The organism is Kitasatospora gansuensis, assembly GCF_014203705.1.
GTDB lineage: Bacteria > Actinomycetota > Actinomycetes > Streptomycetales > Streptomycetaceae > Kitasatospora > Kitasatospora gansuensis.
Genome location: NZ_JACHJR010000001.1, coordinates 2,424,868 through 2,440,619, shown reverse-complemented (window position 1 = coordinate 2,440,619; position 15,752 = coordinate 2,424,868). Strand labels below are relative to the sequence as shown.

Below are 15,752 nucleotides of genomic sequence, written 5' to 3'. Positions count from 1 at the left end.
AATGTTCTCCGGGTTGCCCCAAGCGGCTGCCGAAACTTCTCCGAGTGAATTCGGGAAGGGAAAGTGGCCCGAGAAACTCTGATAGAGTTCGGGAGCGCCGAAAGGCAAAAAGCCGAAAGATGAAATGAAACTCCGGAAAACGGAGCGGAGAACATCTGATAAGCTTGAAACACGAAAGAACGAAACGCCCGGAGGGTCCGCCTGATAAGCGGCTCGAAGGAAGTGTCCGTTCCTTGAGAACTCAACAGCGTGCCAAAAGTCAACGCCAGATATGTTGACATCCCCGGCCTCACCGTTTGGTGGGGTTGGAGATTCCTTTATGAAGTAAAACACTAGCGAGGACGCAGTGCGCGGGGCCGCCTATTCCGGTGGTTGCCGTGCCGCTCAACGCGAGTGGTTGCAGGATTACCTGCAGACATTCACGGAGAGTTTGATCCTGGCTCAGGACGAACGCTGGCGGCGTGCTTAACACATGCAAGTCGAACGATGAAGCTCTTCGGAGTGGATTAGTGGCGAACGGGTGAGTAACACGTGGGAAATCTGCCCTGCACTCTGGGACAAGCCTTGGAAACGAGGTCTAATACCGGATATGACCTTCCTCTGCATGGGGGTTGGTGGAAAGCTCCGGCGGTGCAGGATGATCCCGCGGCCTATCAGCTTGTTGGTGGGGTAATGGCCTACCAAGGCGACGACGGGTAGCCGGCCTGAGAGGGCGACCGGCCACACTGGGACTGAGACACGGCCCAGACTCCTACGGGAGGCAGCAGTGGGGAATATTGCACAATGGGCGAAAGCCTGATGCAGCGACGCCGCGTGAGGGATGACGGCCTTCGGGTTGTAAACCTCTTTCAGCAGGGAAGAAGCGCAAGTGACGGTACCTGCAGAAGAAGCACCGGCTAACTACGTGCCAGCAGCCGCGGTAATACGTAGGGTGCGAGCGTTGTCCGGAATTATTGGGCGTAAAGAGCTCGTAGGCGGCTTGTCGCGTCGGTTGTGAAAGCCCGGGGCTTAACCCCGGGTCTGCATTCGATACGGGCAGGCTTGAGTGTGGTAGGGGAGATCGGAATTCCTGGTGTAGCGGTGAAATGCGCAGATATCAGGAGGAACACCGGTGGCGAAGGCGGATCTCTGGGCCATTACTGACGCTGAGGAGCGAAAGCGTGGGGAGCGAACAGGATTAGATACCCTGGTAGTCCACGCCGTAAACGTTGGGAACTAGGTGTTGGCGACATTCCACGTCGTCGGTGCCGCAGCTAACGCATTAAGTTCCCCGCCTGGGGAGTACGGCCGCAAGGCTAAAACTCAAAGGAATTGACGGGGGCCCGCACAAGCAGCGGAGCATGTGGCTTAATTCGACGCAACGCGAAGAACCTTACCAAGGCTTGACATATACCGGAAACGGCTAGAGATAGTCGCCCCCTTGTGGTCGGTATACAGGTGGTGCATGGTTGTCGTCAGCTCGTGTCGTGAGATGTTGGGTTAAGTCCCGCAACGAGCGCAACCCTTGTTCTGTGTTGCCAGCATGCCTTTCGGGGTGATGGGGACTCACAGGAGACTGCCGGGGTCAACTCGGAGGAAGGTGGGGACGACGTCAAATCATCATGCCCCTTATGTCTTGGGCTGCACACGTGCTACAATGGTCGGTACAAAGGGCTGCGATGCCGCGAGGCGGAGCGAATCCCAAAAAGCCGGCCTCAGTTCGGATTGGGGTCTGCAACTCGACCCCATGAAGTTGGAGTTGCTAGTAATCGCAGATCAGCATGCTGCGGTGAATACGTTCCCGGGCCTTGTACACACCGCCCGTCACGTCACGAAAGTCGGTAACACCCGAAGCCGGTGGCCTAACCCGTAAGGGGAGGAGCCGTCGAAGGTGGGACCAGCGATTGGGACGAAGTCGTAACAAGGTAGCCGTACCGGAAGGTGCGGCTGGATCACCTCCTTTCTAAGGAGCACATAGCCGGATGTGAGCGAATGTCTCACACGGTTGCTCATGGGTGGAACGTTGACTATTCGGCACACACAGACGCGTCTCTTAGTACTGCTTCGGCGTGGAAAAGGGTCTGGGTTTGGGTGTGTCGGGCACGTTGTTGGGTCCTGAGGGAACGGCCGTATGGTCGTTGCTTCAGTGCCGGTCCTACTTGAGTGGTGCGTCAAAGCGCTGCGAGGGTGGGTGTCTGGTCGTTGTTTGAGAACTGCACAGTGGACGCGAGCATCTGTGGCCAAGTTTTTAAGGGCGCACGGTGGATGCCTTGGCACTAGGAACCGATGAAGGACGTGGGAGGCCACGATAGTCCCCGGGGAGCCGTCAACCAGGCTTTGATCCGGGGGTTTCCGAATGGGGAAACCCGGCAGTCGTCATGGGCTGTCACCCGCACCTGAACACATAGGGTGTGTGGAGGGAACGAGGGGAAGTGAAACATCTCAGTACCCTCAGGAAGAGAAAACAACCGTGATTCCGGGAGTAGTGGCGAGCGAAACCGGATGAGGCTAAACCGTTTTGGTGTGAGACCCGGCAGGGGTTGCCAGAGCGGGGTCGTGGGAAAGTTCTTGATTGGTCTGCCGGCCGGTCGGTGAGTCAGAAACCGTATGGATAGTCGAAGGACATGCGAAAGGTCCGGCGTAGAGGGTAAGACCCCCGTAGACGAAATCTGTGCGGCTCACTTGAGCTTCTCCCAAGTAGCACGGAGCCCGAGAAATTCCGTGTGAATCTGGCGGGACCACCCGCTAAGCCTAAATATTCCCTAGTGACCGATAGCGGATAGTACCGTGAGGGAATGGTGAAAAGTACCGCGGGAGCGGAGTGAAATAGTACCTGAAACCGTGTGCCTACAAGCCGTGGGAGCGTCGGATGCGCAGCTTGCTGTGTGTCTCGTGACTGCGTGCCTTTTGAAGAATGAGCCTGCGAGTTTGCGGTGTGTAGCGAGGTTAACCCGTGTGGGGTAGCCGTAGCGAAAGCGAGTCCGAATAGGGCGTCTGAGTTGCATGCCCAAGACCCGAAGCGGAGTGATCTAGCCATGGGCAGGTTGAAGCGGAGGTAAGACTTCGTGGAGGACCGAACCCACCAGGGTTGAAAACCTGGGGGATGACCTGTGGTTAGGGGTGAAAGGCCAATCAAACTCCGTGATAGCTGGTTCTCCCCGAAATGCATTTAGGTGCAGCGTCACGTGTTTCTTGCCGGAGGTAGAGCACTGGATAGGCGATGGGCCTCACCGGGTTACTGACCTTAGCCAAACTCCGAATGCCGGTAAGTGAGAGCGTGGCAGTGAGACTGTGGGGGATAAGCTCCATGGTCGAGAGGGAAACAGCCCAGAACACCGACTAAGGTCCCTAAGCGTGTGCTAAGTGGGAAAGGATGTGGAGTCGCAGAGACAACCAGGAGGTTGGCTTAGAAGCAGCCACCCTTGAAAGAGTGCGTAATAGCTCACTGGTCAAGTGATTCCGCGCCGACAATGTAGCGGGGCTCAAGTACACCACCGAAGTCGTGTCATTGCAGCTATAGGGCCAACGCCCGCTGTGATGGGTAGGGGAGCGTCGTGTGCCGGGTGAAGCAGCGGAGGAATCCAGTTGTGGACGGTTCACGAGTGAGAATGCAGGCATGAGTAGCGATACAAGAGTGGGAAACTCTTGCGCCGATTGACCAAGGGTTCCTGGGTCAAGCTGATCTGCCCAGGGTAAGTCGGGACCTAAGGCGAGGCCGACAGGCGTAGTCGATGGACAACGGGTTGATATTCCCGTACCCGCTTTGAAGCGCCAACGTCGAACCTCTGAATGCTAAAGCCGCGAAGCCGGCCCGGAGTCTTCGGACAATGGGACGTGGTGGAGCCGCTGAACCAACAGGGTAGTAGGTGAGCGATGGGGTGACGCAGGAAGGTAGTCCAGCCCGGGCGGTGGTTGTCCCGGGGTAAGGGTGTAGGCCGAGTGATAGGCAAATCCGTCACTCATTAAGGCTGAGACCTGATGCCGAGCCGATTGTGGTGAAGTGGATGATCCTATGCTGTCGAGAAAAGCCTCTAGCGAGTTTCATGGCGGCCCGTACCCCAAACCGACTCAGGTGGTCAGGTAGAGAATACCGAGGCGTTCGGGTGAACTATGGTTAAGGAACTCGGCAAAATGCCCCCGTAACTTCGGGAGAAGGGGGGCCGGAACTGGTGATGAGTCTTGCACTCTGAGCTGGGGCCGGCCGCAGAGACCAGCGAGAAGCGACTGTTTACTAAAAACACAGGTCCGTGCGAAGCCGTAAGGCGATGTATACGGACTGACGCCTGCCCGGTGCTGGAACGTTAAGGGGACCGGTTAGTCATGATTCGTCATGGCGAAGCTGAGAACTTAAGCGCCAGTAAACGGCGGTGGTAACTATAACCATCCTAAGGTAGCGAAATTCCTTGTCGGGTAAGTTCCGACCTGCACGAATGGCGTAACGACTTCTCGACTGTCTCAACCATAGGCCCGGTGAAATTGCATTACGAGTAAAGATGCTCGTTTCGCGCAGCAGGACGGAAAGACCCCGGGACCTTTACTATAGCTTGATATTGGTGTTCGGTTCGGCTTGTGTAGGATAGGTGGGAGACTTTGAAGCAGCAACGCCAGTTGTTGTGGAGTCGTCGTTGAAATACCACTCTGGTCGTGCTGGATGTCTAACCTGGGTCCGTGATCCGGATCAGGGACAGTGTCTGGTGGGTAGTTTAACTGGGGCGGTTGCCTCCTAAAGAGTAACGGAGGCGCCCAAAGGTTCCCTCAGCCTGGTTGGCAATCAGGTGTTGAGTGTAAGTGCACAAGGGAGCTTGACTGTGAGACCGACGGGTCGAGCAGGGACGAAAGTCGGGACTAGTGATCCGGCGGTGGCTTGTGGAAGCGCCGTCGCTCAACGGATAAAAGGTACCCCGGGGATAACAGGCTGATCTTCCCCAAGAGTCCATATCGACGGGATGGTTTGGCACCTCGATGTCGGCTCGTCGCATCCTGGGGCTGGAGTAGGTCCCAAGGGTTGGGCTGTTCGCCCATTAAAGCGGTACGCGAGCTGGGTTTAGAACGTCGTGAGACAGTTCGGTCCCTATCCGCTGTGCGCGTAGGAATATTGAGAAGGGCTGTCCCTAGTACGAGAGGACCGGGACGGACGAACCTCTGGTGTGCCAGTTGTTCTGCCAAGGGCATGGCTGGTTGGCTACGTTCGGGAGGGATAACCGCTGAAAGCATCTAAGCGGGAAGCCTGCTTCGAGATGAATATTCCCACCTCCTTGAGAGGGTAAGGCTCCCAGTAGACGACTGGGTTGATAGGCCGGATGTGGAAGCCCTGTAAGGGGTGGAGCTGACCGGTACTAATAGGCCGAGGGCTTGTCCTCAGTTGCTCGCGTCCACTGTGTTGTTCTGAAACAACGACCCCACACCGTTTGGTCACGGGTGTGGTGCGGTCATACAGTTTCATAGTGTTTCGGTGGTCATAGCGTGAGGGAAACGCCCGGTTACATTCCGAACCCGGAAGCTAAGCCTCATAGCGCCGATGGTACTGCAGGGGGGACCCTGTGGGAGAGTAGGACGCCGCCGAACAATCATTCCAAAGAAGCCCCCTCCCATTCGGGAGGGGGCTTCTTTGCGTTAATCTTCGCGAATGCAGAACCTGACCCTGACCTGGCAGACGGCCGGCGGTACCGCCGTTGCCCTGCTCGGCGCCGCGTACGCGGCCAAGCGGGTGGCCCGGCCGGGAGTGGCGGTGGTGTGCCGGGAGGCGGGGACGCTGCTGGCGCTCTTCACGCTCTGGCAGTTGGTCGGGCACCTCTCGGTGCTGAGCACGGACCACGCGCTCGACCGGGCGGACTGGATCCATCGCACCGAACTGGCCTGGGGGCTGCCCGACGAGGCGGCCCTGCAGCGGTCGGCGCGGGAGCATTCCTGGCTGATCTCCGCGGCCAACTACTACTACGCCGTGATGCACTTCGGGGTGATGCTCGTGCTGCTGGCATGGGTGTTCGTCCGGCACCGGGCGCGGTACGCGTGGCTGCGGAACACGGTGGTGCTGACCACGGCGGCCTGTCTGCTGATCCAGTTCCTCCCGGTGGCACCGCCGCGGATGCTGCCGGGGAACGGCTTCGTCGACGTGGCGGCGGAGTACGGCCAGTCGGTCTACGGCGGCGCGGTCGGTGGGGTGGTGGCGGACCAACTGTCCGCGATGCCGTCCGTGCACGTGGCCTGGTGCGTGATCGTCGCGGTCGCGGTGGCTGTCATCGCACGCGGCCCCTGGCGGTGGCTCGTGCTCCTGCACCCGGTGATCACCGTCTACGTGGTCGTGGTGACGGCCAACCACTTCTGGGCCGACGGCCTGGTGGCCGTGGGCCTGTTGCTGGTCGTCTACCTGGTCCAGCACGCGGCCTCCGGCTGGCGGCGTACGGAGCAGCCGGACGCCGAGCCCACCCCGGTCCGGGACCGGGCGGGCACGAGCAGCTGACCGGGTCAGTGCCCTCGGGGCCGGCCCAGCAGCGCGTCCACCTCGGCCTGGTAGAGCAGGGCGGGGTCGAACCCCATGCCGCCGAAGTGGCCGGTCAGTTCCAGTGAGAGTGCCCCGTGCAGCCTGGTCCAGGTGGTCAGGGCCAGGTGCAGCACCTGCGGCGGCGCGCTGTGGCCGCCGTCCCACGCACGGTGGGCTGCCAGGTGGGTGTCGAACGGGGTGTCGGCGGCGTCCGCCGGAATCGCCGCGCAGGCGTCCAGCAGCACCTGCATGATCTCGGCCGCGATCAGGGTGACGTCCGCCGGGGCGTGGTACCCGGGGATCGGCGTGCCGTAGATCAGGAAGTAGCGGTGCGGATCCGCCAGCCCCCAGTCGCGCAGTGCGTGGGCGACCACGCCGAGCTCGGGCCCGTCGGCGGCCGCGGCCTTGATGGTGTCCGCCAGGCTGCGGTAGGCGTCCGTGATCAGCTCGGTGATCAGCTCGTCCCGGCTGGCGAAGTACCGGTACAGCGCCGGGCCGCTCATGCCCAGCTGCTTGGCGATCGCGTTGAGCGACAGGGCGGACGAGCCGGCGGCGGCGATCTGCTCCCGGGCCCGTTCCTTGACCTCGGACCGGACCTGCTCGCGGTAGCGCTCGCGGGGGGTGCTCGTCTCGGTCCCGGCCATCGGCCACCCTAACGATAGAAGCTGACAACTTGGTGAGACCCTATCACTGAAGCTATTGACGACCCCCTCTAGCGACAGTTATAACTTGTAACGAAGCAAAGCAGCACTCACCAACGTGGAGGTCGTCATGCAGGTCGAGGAACTCGTCGAGGTCGTTCTGCCCGGCACGGTCGAGCCCGAGGGCTTCGAACTGCGCCGAGGTGCGGTGCCGGCGCCCGGAGCCGGGCAGGTGGTGGTGGCGATGGAGGCGACCGGTGTCTCGTTCGCCGAGCAGCAGATGCGCCGGGGCCGCTACTTCGACCAGCCCGCCTACCCGTTCGTCCCGGGCTACGACCTGGTCGGCACCGTGCTGACCACCGGCCCCGGGGTGCCCGTCGACCTGCGCGGCCGCCGGGTGGCGGCGCTGACCAAGGTCGGTGGCTGGGCCAGCCACGTGCTGGTGGACGCGGCCGACCTGGTCGACGTCCCGGACGGGGTGTCGGCGACGCAGGCCGAGGGTGCGGTGCTCAACGGTCTGACGGCATGGCAGATGCTGCACGGCAAGGCCCGGGTCCGGGCCGGGCAGACCGTGCTGGTGCACGGCGCGAACGGCGGGGTGGGTTCGCTGCTGGTCCAGCTCGCCGCCCTCGCCGGGGCCCGGGTGATCGGCACCGCCTCGGCCCGGCACCACGACGCCCTGCGGGCGATGGGGGTGACCCCGGTCGACTATCGGACCGAGGACGTCCCGGCCCGGGTGCGCGAGCTCGCCCCCGGCGGGGTGGACGCGGTCTTCGACCACATCGGCGGCCGCAGCGTGGTCGACTCCTGGGGTCTGCTTGCGCCGGGCGGCACGCTGGTCTCGTACGGCAGCGCCGCCACCCGGGACGACACCGGTTCCCGGTACTGGCCGGTGCTGAAGATCCTCGGCCGGATCTGGAGCTGGAACATCCTCCCCAACGGCCGGCACGCGTACTTCTACAACGTCTGGGCGGGCCGGGCGACCGGCCGGGCCGGCTTCCGGGCCCGGCTGCGGGCCGACCTCACGCAGGTCTTCGACGCGCTGCGGCGCGGTGAGCTGACCGCCCTGATCGCGGCCGAGCTGCCGCTGGCCCGGATCGCCGAGGCCGTCCGGCTGGCGGAGTCCGGCACGGTGGCGGGCAAGGTCGTGCTCACGCCGTAGGCGCCGGTGCCGTCAGGCGGTCTCCGGGGTGAGCCCGGCGCGGGTGGCCAGGAGGGCGGCCTGGACGCGGGTGTCGGCGCCGGTGCGGTCGAGGATGGTGTCGATGACCGTCTTGACCGAGTCGGGGCTGATGCCGAGGCGGAGGGCGATCTCCAGGTTGGGCATGCCGACGCCGAGCAGGGCGAGGGCCTCGCGCTCGGGTGGGGCGAGGGCGGCGATCCGGCGGGCGGCCTCGGTGCCGGGGTCCTCCGGGTCGGCGGGGTCGCCTTCGAGCATGCGTTTGACGACCAGTCCGGTGACGCCGGGGGAGAGCACGGCGTCTCCGGCGGCCGCGGCGCGTACGGCGCTGATCAGTTCGTGCGGGCCGTCGTCCTTGAGCAGGAAGCCGCTGGCGCCGGAGCGCAGCGCGCGGGTGACGTTCTCCTCCTCGCCGAAGGTGGTCAGCATGACGACGGCGGGCTTCGGGTCGAGCCGGATCAGCTGGTCGATCGCGGCCAGGCCGTCGAGGACGGGCATCCGGATGTCGACCAGGGCCACGTCGACCGGGGTGCGGGCGGCTTCGGCCACGGCTTCGGCGCCGTTGGCGGCCTCGGCGACCACCGCGATGTCCTCGGCGTGCTGGAGGACCAGCCGCAGACCGGCCCGGATGCCGGGCTCGTCGTCGGCCAGCAGGACCCGGATCGGGGTGGTCCGCTCAGCGCTGTCGTCGGTCATGCGCAGCTCCCGGTCGATCGGTGGTCAGGGCGCCAGGGGGGTGGTGAAACTGGAGATTTCGGTCAGAACGTCACTTTTGAAACAGTACCGGGTGACCTGCAGCCGGTCGCTCTCCGTGGTCCAGGTGGTGTACGGGTACAGGCAGCTGGTGCTGCCGCTGGGCCGGGCCGGTTCGCGGCCGGCGGCGGCGGAGCGGACGGGGGCGCTGTCGGGGCCGACCACCGAGGTGACCTGACTCATGGTCATGCCGGTGTGCACGGCGCTGACCGGCGGCGGGCCGTCGTACGGGCGGGTCTGCTGGACCAGGCCGAGGCCGAGCAGCAGGATCACCCCGAGCCCGGCCAGCCCGAGGGCGGCCGACACGGTGCTGGCGAGCTGGCGGCGGACCCGTCCGCCCGCCTCCGGCGGGAGGGCGAGCGGGGCGGGGCCCGCCCCCGTGGCCTGTTCGGCGCGGGTTCCGGCGGCGGGCGGGGCGGTGGGCAGGACGGCCCGGACCTCGAACTCGCCGCCCGGGACCGGGCCGACGATGAGCCGGCCGCCCAGGACCGCGACCCGCTCGCGCAGACCGTCGAGCCCGCGGCCGCTGCCCAGCCCGGTGGTGACGGTCGGCGGGATGGGGGGTGCGCCGTTGACCACCAGGACCTCGACGCTGCCGGGCAGCTGGGCCACCGTCACCTCGACGGCGGCGCCGACCGCGTACCGGTGCACGTTGGTGAGCGCCTCCCGGACCACCCGGTTGACGGCTCGTCTGACCTGCGGCCGGACTTCGGCCAGGTCCTCGCCCTGCCAGTCGAACGAGACCGGGACGCCCGCCGCGCGGGACTCCTCGACCAGGGCCAGGATGTCGGCCCTGGTCCCGGTGGCGTCGGTGAGCGCGTCCGTACCGGTGTCCCGGCCGAGCGGGCCGAGCACGCCGAGCACCTGGCGGAGCTCGTCCATCGCGTCCCGGCTGGCCTGCCGGAGCTGTTCGGCCTCACCGCTCAGCTGGGGGGCCTGGCGGTCGAGGGCGAGTTCCAGGCCGCCGGCGTGCAGGGAGATCAGGCTGAGGCGATGGCCGACCAGATCGTGCATCTCGGCGGCGATCCTGGACCGCTCCTGGATCCGGGACTCGCTCTCGGCGGAGCGTTTGGCCCGCTCGGCGGCCGCCGTGCGTTCGCGCAGGGCGCCGACCAGTTGGTCCTGCTGCCCGGCGGCGGTGCCGACCAGGCCGGGGATCAGCACCGCGACGACCGCCAGCACGCCGCCCTGGGCGAGGGCGTACTGCCAGCGCCCGCCCTGCCAGTAGTCCAGCCGGACTTCGCTGACCAGCAGCGGGATCAGCGCGGCGGTGACCAGCAGCAGGTCGCGCCGCCAGGCCCGGCCGGCCCGGCGGGAGGTGGTGTAGCTGACGATCGCGGTCAGCATCGCGGCGCTGGGCAGCACGCCGACCAGGACGGCCAGGCCGAGCAGCGCGGCGTCGGGGAACCGGTGCCGGGCCAGCGCGAGGGCGAGCGCCGTCGCGCCGAGGATCAGCAGGGTGCTGCGGTCGAAGGTGCCGGAGAGGCCGACGCTGCGCAGCGCCGCGTAGGTGACCAGCAACACCACGCCGCCGAGCGCCGCCTCCAGCAGCCAGCGTCCGGGCGCGGAAGTGGCCGGGCGGTCGGCGGGCAGCAACGGTACGAAGCGCATCTCCCGATTGTGCCGGAGCGGAATGCACTCTTCCGATTGGTCGCAACAGCCGATCGGATGACCCGGCTGTCGGCCGATCGCGGACTCCGGCGCGCGGCGGCCGCCGGAGGATGGCGGTAGGGCGACGGAGAGGGGTGACAGGCATGGGCAGCTGGCGGCCGCTGATCGGACTCGGGGCGTTGGTGCTGGCACTGGCGGCGTGCGGTGGACCGCAGACGCCGACGCAGGCGCCAACGTCGACGTCGGCCGTGGCATCGGGAACCTTGCTGGTGACCGATTTCGGCGCCGACACCGTGACCTTCGTCGACCCGGCCACCGGCCCGACCGGCTCGCTTCGGGTCGGCACCGCGCCGTGGGGAGTGGCGCTCGGCCCGGACGGCCGGGCCTGGGTGGCGACGGCCGAAGGGGTGGCCGTGCTGGACACCCGGGAGCGGCGGCTGCTCGCACTGGTCCCGTACCGGACCGCGACCGGCCCGGTGACCACCGGCGAGTACCGGGGCGGCGGTATGGGCATCGCGCTCTCGCCGGACGGGCGGCAGGTCTACGTGGGCGTCAACGTGCCTGGGAAGTCAGGGGTGTTGGAGGTGCTCGACGCGGCGCAGCAGCGGGTCACCGATGTGGTGCCGGTCGGGCGCCGGCCGTTCGACGTGCTGGTGTCGCGGGACGGCCGGGAGGTGTACGCGGTCGGGCACGACTCCTTCGACGTGACGGCGGTGCCGGTGGACGGGCTGCGCCCACGCCGGATGGAGGTGGCGCCGTACGGGACCGAGGGCGGCCTCGGTTCGTGGCTGAAGCCGCACTACGCCGAAGTCCGGGACGACGGACGGCTGTTGCTGCCCTTCGAGGGGGAGCGGCTGGCAGTGCTCGATCCGGCTACCGGGGCGGTGACGGTCGAGCGGATGACCGCCGACACCCATCAGCACGGCACCGCGCTGGCCCCGGACGGCACGCTGCTGGTGGTCGGCACCGGGCCGATCGGTGCGACGGACCACGGGCCTTCGCTGACGGTCCGTAGCCCGGGTGGCGCCGAGCGGCTGATCCCGCTGGACGGTCCGCACGAGGACGTCACGGTCTCCCGGGACGGCCGGACCGCGTACGTCACCGGCGGGTTCAGCCGGCCGGGTGGCTGGGACGGGCTCACCGTAGTGGACCTGACGACCGGTCAGGCCAGGAAGCTCGCGGCGGGCCGGCTGCCGCTCGGTGCGGTGGTGCTCTGAGCACAACAGAGCCCGCAGCCGGGCCGCCCGGTGGGGCGGGCGGCCCGGCTGCGGCACTCAGGTGGTGAACCGACCTCCGTGGAGGCTTACTTGGTCGGCAGCACCGCCCGGCCCCAGCCGCTCTCGGTGAGCGCGGCGGTGGCCGAGTACCAGGCGGCCAGGCCGGCGACGGCGGCCAGCCAGGCGCCTGCCTTGCCGAGGCCCGAGCTGCTGTTCAGCACGCCGAGCGCGCTGAGCACCAGGGAGAGGGTGAACAGGCCGTAGATGAGCCGGCTGAACAGGCCGGAGTTCCAGGCGGCCAGGGTCAGGCTCAGTGCGAGCAGGGCCCAGAGCAGCAGGAACAGCCCGGCGGCGTTCTTGCTCGCGCCGCCTGCTGTCGACCAGGTCGCCCAGAAGGCGCCGAGGCCGGTGAAGGCGGTGCCGGTGAAGCCGTCGCCGCTGCGCAGCTGCCAGAGGCCGGCGATGAACAGGGTCAGCCCGCCGACCAGGTGGGCGACTGAGGCGGCGTCCTTGAGGCCGGTGCCGGAGAAGACCCCGGTGCCGAGGATGCCGTACGCGAGAAGGGTCAGACCGAGAGCCAGGTAGCCGAGGTTGCCGGCATCGGCGGATCGGGCGTTCGCCCCGGTAGCTTCGTTGCTCACCGGAGGCTCCTTTCACTCTGGGCGCCGCAGACGCGGCAGGAGTGTGCGTGAAGGTGGGTGCGCGTGCCGGCCGTGGGCGCACGGAACCAGGGATGGTCCCACGGTGCGGGCGGCTGCGGCTGAATGATGAACCGGCAGGTCGGAGCTGCCGGTCGGTCCCCTCCGGGGTGTTCCCCGGTGAGATCGGTGTACCCGGCCCGAGCGGGCTTGTACCCTTGTGAATCCCACAATTTGTCCGGTCGTCAGATGTCATGTGACGACTGCTGAACGAGTGTGAGCGAGGGTGAGCGGATCAGCCCTTCCGCTGCTCCGGAATCCGCAGGGTGAGGATGGCCATGTCGTCCGACGGCGGCTCGGCGGCGAACCGCTCGACCGCCCGCTGCACCCGGGCGGCGACCGCCCCGGCGGTCAGGCCGGTGCAGCCGCTGAGTACGGCGGCCAGCCCGTCGTCGCCCAACATCCGCTGGCCCTCCCGGCGTTCGGTGACGCCGTCGGTGACGCAGAGCAGGACCTCGCCGGGGTGGAGCGTGAACTGCTCGGCCACCAGCTCGAGTTCGTCCAGTACGCCGAGCAGTGGCTGCGGGGTGGCGGCCGCGTCCACCCGGCCGTCGGTGGTCAGCCGGAGCGGCAGCGGGTGCCCGGCGCAGACCAGCGAGAGGTCGGTGCTGCCGTCCGGACGGGGTGTCAACTCGCCGTAGAGCAGGGTCAGGAAGCGGCTGCGGCTGCCCTCGTCCAGGATCGCGGTGTTCAGCCGGCCGAGCAGCTGCGGGCCGTCCAGGCCCTCCCGGGCCAGCAGCCGCAGCGCGTGCCGGGCCAGGCCGGTGACCGCGGCGGCCTCCGGGCCGGTGCCGCAGACGTCGCCGATCGCGAAGCCGTAGGTGCCCTCGCGGATCGGGAAGATGTCGTAGAAGTCGCCGCCGACCTCGTTGCCCTCGCCCGCGGCCTGGTAGAAGACCTCCACCTCGACGCCCGGGATCTTCGGCAACTCCGGTGGCAGCAGCGCCCGTTGGAACGCCTGACTGGTGGCGGTGCGCTCGGAGTAGAGCCGGGAGTTGTCCAGCGCCAGGGCGGCCCGGCGGGACAGGTCCTCGGCCAGCTCGAGCATCTCCTGCCGGAACCGCAGGCCGGTGGAGACGCCGAGCACCAGCAGGCCGATCACCCGGTTCCGGGCGGCCAGCGGGAGCACCACGATCTCGCCGAGCAGCCCGGCCAGTTCCGGACTGTCCGTCAGCCCGGCCAGCCGGGCCGCCTCGACCGGGGCGGTCCAGAACCGGACGCCGTTGTCGGGGCCGGCCTCCGGCGGCGGGGTCTTGTCGAGCAGCGCGCGCAGCTGGTCGATCCGGTCCTCGTCCTGGTGCAGCACGAAGGCGAGGTCGGCGCCGGCGTCGTGGGTGGTGTAGACGGCGCACCAGGACGCCAGCGTGGGCACTGCCATCTGCGCCATCAGGGCCAGCGTCTGGCCGTGTTCGAGGGTGCCCGCGAGCAGGTCGGAGGCCTCCACCAGGAAGGAGAGCGAGCCGCGCCGGAGCCGCTCCAGCTCGGTCAGCCGGGCGCTCTCCAGGGCCAGCGCGACCCGGTCCGCGGCGAACTGCAGCCGCAGCGCGTCCTCGTTGTCGTACCGGCCGGGGCCGAAAGCGGCCACCCCGAGCGAACCGGTGAGCCGGCCGTCCACCTTGAGCGGGACGGTGATCAGCGAGCGCAGCCCCGAACCGGCCAGCAGCGGTGCGACGTTGGGCCGGATCGCGAGGTCCTCGTGCACGGCGGGCAGCCGGGCCGAGTCGTACCGGCCGGCCCCGGAGTCGACCGGGATCGGCGGGTGCCGACGGCCCGCGCCGGGCAGGCCGGTGGCGGCCCGCAGCTCGAACTCGGTCTCGTCGTCGGTGGTGAGCAGCAGGTACGCGGCGTCCGAGTCCAGCAGGTCGCGGGCCCGCTCGACGATCCGCTGCAGCAGGCCGCCCAGGTCGTCCGGGCCGATGTGCCCGACCAGCAGGTCGAACGGCTCGACGCCGGCCGGAGCGTCGCTGCCGGTCGCGGGGGAGCGGAGCACCGCCCGGTCGCTCTCGTGCACCAGCAGGCAGAGCGTGGACGGGACGCCGTGGGTGTCCCGGACCCGGACCTGCACGGCGTACACCTCGGGTTGGCCGTCCAGCCGGAGCGAGAAGCCGCCCTCCCAGCGGGCCAGCCGGAGCGTCTCGGCCAGCTCGGGGCCGTCCGGCGGCCAGAGCACGTGGGTGGACCAGGGCCGGCCGACCGCCTGCTCGGCGGGGAGCCGGAGGAGCGCCTCGGCGTCCTGGTTCCAGGAGCTGACCAGGCCCTGCTCGTCGACCTGGACCACGGCCACCAGGACCGGGCCCTCGGCGCCCGGGAGTTCGCCGCCTGGCAGGGCGGGCAGCGCGTACCGGGTGCCGATGATGTGCTCGGGGAGGGCGAGGCGGAACCAGACCGTCTTCTGCCCGGCGGAGTACTCGACGCCCCAACAGCTGGAGATGGCCGAACACATCAGCAGACCCCGGCCGCCCTCGCCGTCCGGGTCGCCGTAGCGCTCGGAGCTCTGCGCGGGGACGTTGGCGAACGAGGGCAGGCCGCGCTCGGGGTGACGGTCCGTCACCTCGATCCGGATCGTCTCCTCCTCGCGCAGGACGCACACCTCGGCGGCCGTACCGGCGTGCACCACGGCGTTCGTGACCAGCTCGCTGACCAGCACCACGGCGTCGTCGACCACCTCGGGCAGCCCCCAGCCGAGCAGGGCGTCGCGGACGAAGCCGCGCGCCGCGGCGGCCGACCGGTCGACCGGCTCGAAGGTGGCGGCTGCGCGCGCGGTGACCACGTGCCACGTCTCCCATCAGATCGAAGGCCCGGTCAGATCTGCCCTTGGGTCGGGCGTCCCGGGGTCGGTGCAGCGTCCCACCCTACTTTCCGGCGGCACTTCCGTGGGCCCGCTGGGTGGAATGCAGCACCTGCGGGTGATTCTGACCACCCGGCGGACCGGGGGCGGGCCCGGTACGGGGGCGCGGGTTTGCGCTGTCGGGGTGCAGAGCCTGTGCAAGGGGACGGACACCCGGCGGCGGTGCTGCCAGACTGGGGGGTCCGCAGCACCCGGCCGAAGGGTTACGGTCGAGGTGCGCCGGCGTCCGCCCCGAGTGCGGCGGGCCGGTGGTCACCCCGAAGGGGGTGGCGTGGAGACGGTCACAATGTGGGAGGGCCTCGTTGAGTTCGGCCACCAAGGACGTACCCGGTACCAGCACGACG

8 protein-coding genes and 3 rRNA genes are annotated in these 15,752 nt (G+C 67.7%); 6 read left to right on the top strand and 5 right to left on the bottom strand.

Features of this window, described 5'->3' with window-relative positions:
• The first annotated feature begins 418 nt into the window (after positions 1 to 418).
• The 4 genes from F4556_RS10630 to F4556_RS10615 all read left to right on the top strand — a co-directional run bounded on the left by F4556_RS10630 (position 419) and on the right by F4556_RS10615 (position 6,439).
• Positions 419 to 1,942 (top strand): 16S ribosomal RNA (locus tag F4556_RS10630).
• A gap of 275 nt (positions 1,943 to 2,217) precedes the next feature.
• A 23S ribosomal RNA gene (locus F4556_RS10625) occupies positions 2,218 to 5,339 on the top strand.
• A gap of 88 nt (positions 5,340 to 5,427) precedes the next feature.
• Positions 5,428 to 5,544 (top strand): 5S ribosomal RNA (gene rrf / locus F4556_RS10620).
• The 16S, 23S and 5S rRNA genes sit together here, the layout of an rRNA operon.
• A gap of 61 nt (positions 5,545 to 5,605) precedes the next feature.
• Complete coding sequence (locus F4556_RS10615; RefSeq protein WP_184913717.1) at positions 5,606 to 6,439, top strand: phosphatase PAP2 family protein; 834 nt, start codon at positions 5,606 to 5,608, stop codon at positions 6,437 to 6,439.
• A gap of 5 nt (positions 6,440 to 6,444) precedes the next feature.
• Here the strand turns inward: F4556_RS10615 and F4556_RS10610 are convergent, their stop codons facing one another.
• Complete coding sequence (locus F4556_RS10610; protein WP_184913715.1) at positions 6,445 to 7,104, bottom strand: TetR/AcrR family transcriptional regulator; 660 nt, start codon at positions 7,102 to 7,104, stop codon at positions 6,445 to 6,447.
• A 127-nt stretch (positions 7,105 to 7,231) separates the two neighbouring features.
• Here F4556_RS10610 and F4556_RS10605 point away from each other — a divergent pair, with 127 nt between their 5' ends.
• Positions 7,232 to 8,263, top strand: coding sequence for a medium chain dehydrogenase/reductase family protein (locus F4556_RS10605; RefSeq protein WP_184913713.1), 1,032 nt, complete (start codon positions 7,232 to 7,234; stop codon positions 8,261 to 8,263).
• Positions 8,264 to 8,275: 12 nt separating this feature from the next.
• On the opposite strand, the gene F4556_RS10600 is transcribed toward F4556_RS10605, so the two are convergent.
• On the bottom strand, positions 8,276 to 8,977 hold the full coding sequence (locus F4556_RS10600; protein WP_184913711.1) for a response regulator transcription factor: 702 nt from the start codon (positions 8,975 to 8,977) through the stop codon (positions 8,276 to 8,278).
• Between the two features lie 24 nt (positions 8,978 to 9,001).
• The gene (locus F4556_RS39035; protein ID WP_184913709.1) at positions 9,002 to 10,645 is read right to left on the bottom strand and encodes a sensor histidine kinase; all 1,644 of its coding nucleotides are present in this window, start codon (positions 10,643 to 10,645) and stop codon (positions 9,002 to 9,004) included.
• A 143-nt stretch (positions 10,646 to 10,788) separates the two neighbouring features.
• Here F4556_RS39035 and F4556_RS10590 point away from each other — a divergent pair, with 143 nt between their 5' ends.
• On the top strand, positions 10,789 to 11,862 hold the full coding sequence (locus tag F4556_RS10590; RefSeq protein ID WP_184913707.1) for an NHL repeat-containing protein: 1,074 nt from the start codon (positions 10,789 to 10,791) through the stop codon (positions 11,860 to 11,862).
• A gap of 86 nt (positions 11,863 to 11,948) precedes the next feature.
• On the opposite strand, the gene F4556_RS10585 is transcribed toward F4556_RS10590, so the two are convergent.
• Together F4556_RS10585 and F4556_RS10580 are read right to left on the bottom strand one after the other, a co-directional pair.
• Positions 11,949 to 12,503, bottom strand: a complete 555-nt coding sequence (locus tag F4556_RS10585; RefSeq protein WP_184913706.1) for a GPR1/FUN34/YaaH family transporter — start codon at positions 12,501 to 12,503, stop codon at positions 11,949 to 11,951.
• A gap of 292 nt (positions 12,504 to 12,795) precedes the next feature.
• On the bottom strand, positions 12,796 to 15,330 hold the full coding sequence (locus tag F4556_RS10580; protein ID WP_184913704.1) for a SpoIIE family protein phosphatase: 2,535 nt from the start codon (positions 15,328 to 15,330) through the stop codon (positions 12,796 to 12,798).
• Positions 15,331 to 15,752: the final 422 nt, after the last annotated feature.

Bases quoted from the DNA above. Each gene is read 5' to 3' on its own strand.
- F4556_RS10590 (WP_184913707.1), top strand. From the start codon at position 10,789: ATGGGCAGCTGGCGGCCGCTGATCGGACTCGGGGCGTTGGTGCTGGCA.
- F4556_RS10610 (WP_184913715.1), bottom strand. From the start codon at position 7,104: ATGGCCGGGACCGAGACGAGCACCCCCCGCGAGCGCTACCGCGAGCAG.
- F4556_RS10600 (WP_184913711.1), bottom strand. From the start codon at position 8,977: ATGACCGACGACAGCGCTGAGCGGACCACCCCGATCCGGGTCCTGCTG.
- F4556_RS10605 (WP_184913713.1), top strand. From the start codon at position 7,232: ATGCAGGTCGAGGAACTCGTCGAGGTCGTTCTGCCCGGCACGGTCGAG.
- F4556_RS39035 (WP_184913709.1), bottom strand. From the start codon at position 10,645: ATGCGCTTCGTACCGTTGCTGCCCGCCGACCGCCCGGCCACTTCCGCG.
- F4556_RS10615 (WP_184913717.1), top strand. From the start codon at position 5,606: ATGCAGAACCTGACCCTGACCTGGCAGACGGCCGGCGGTACCGCCGTT.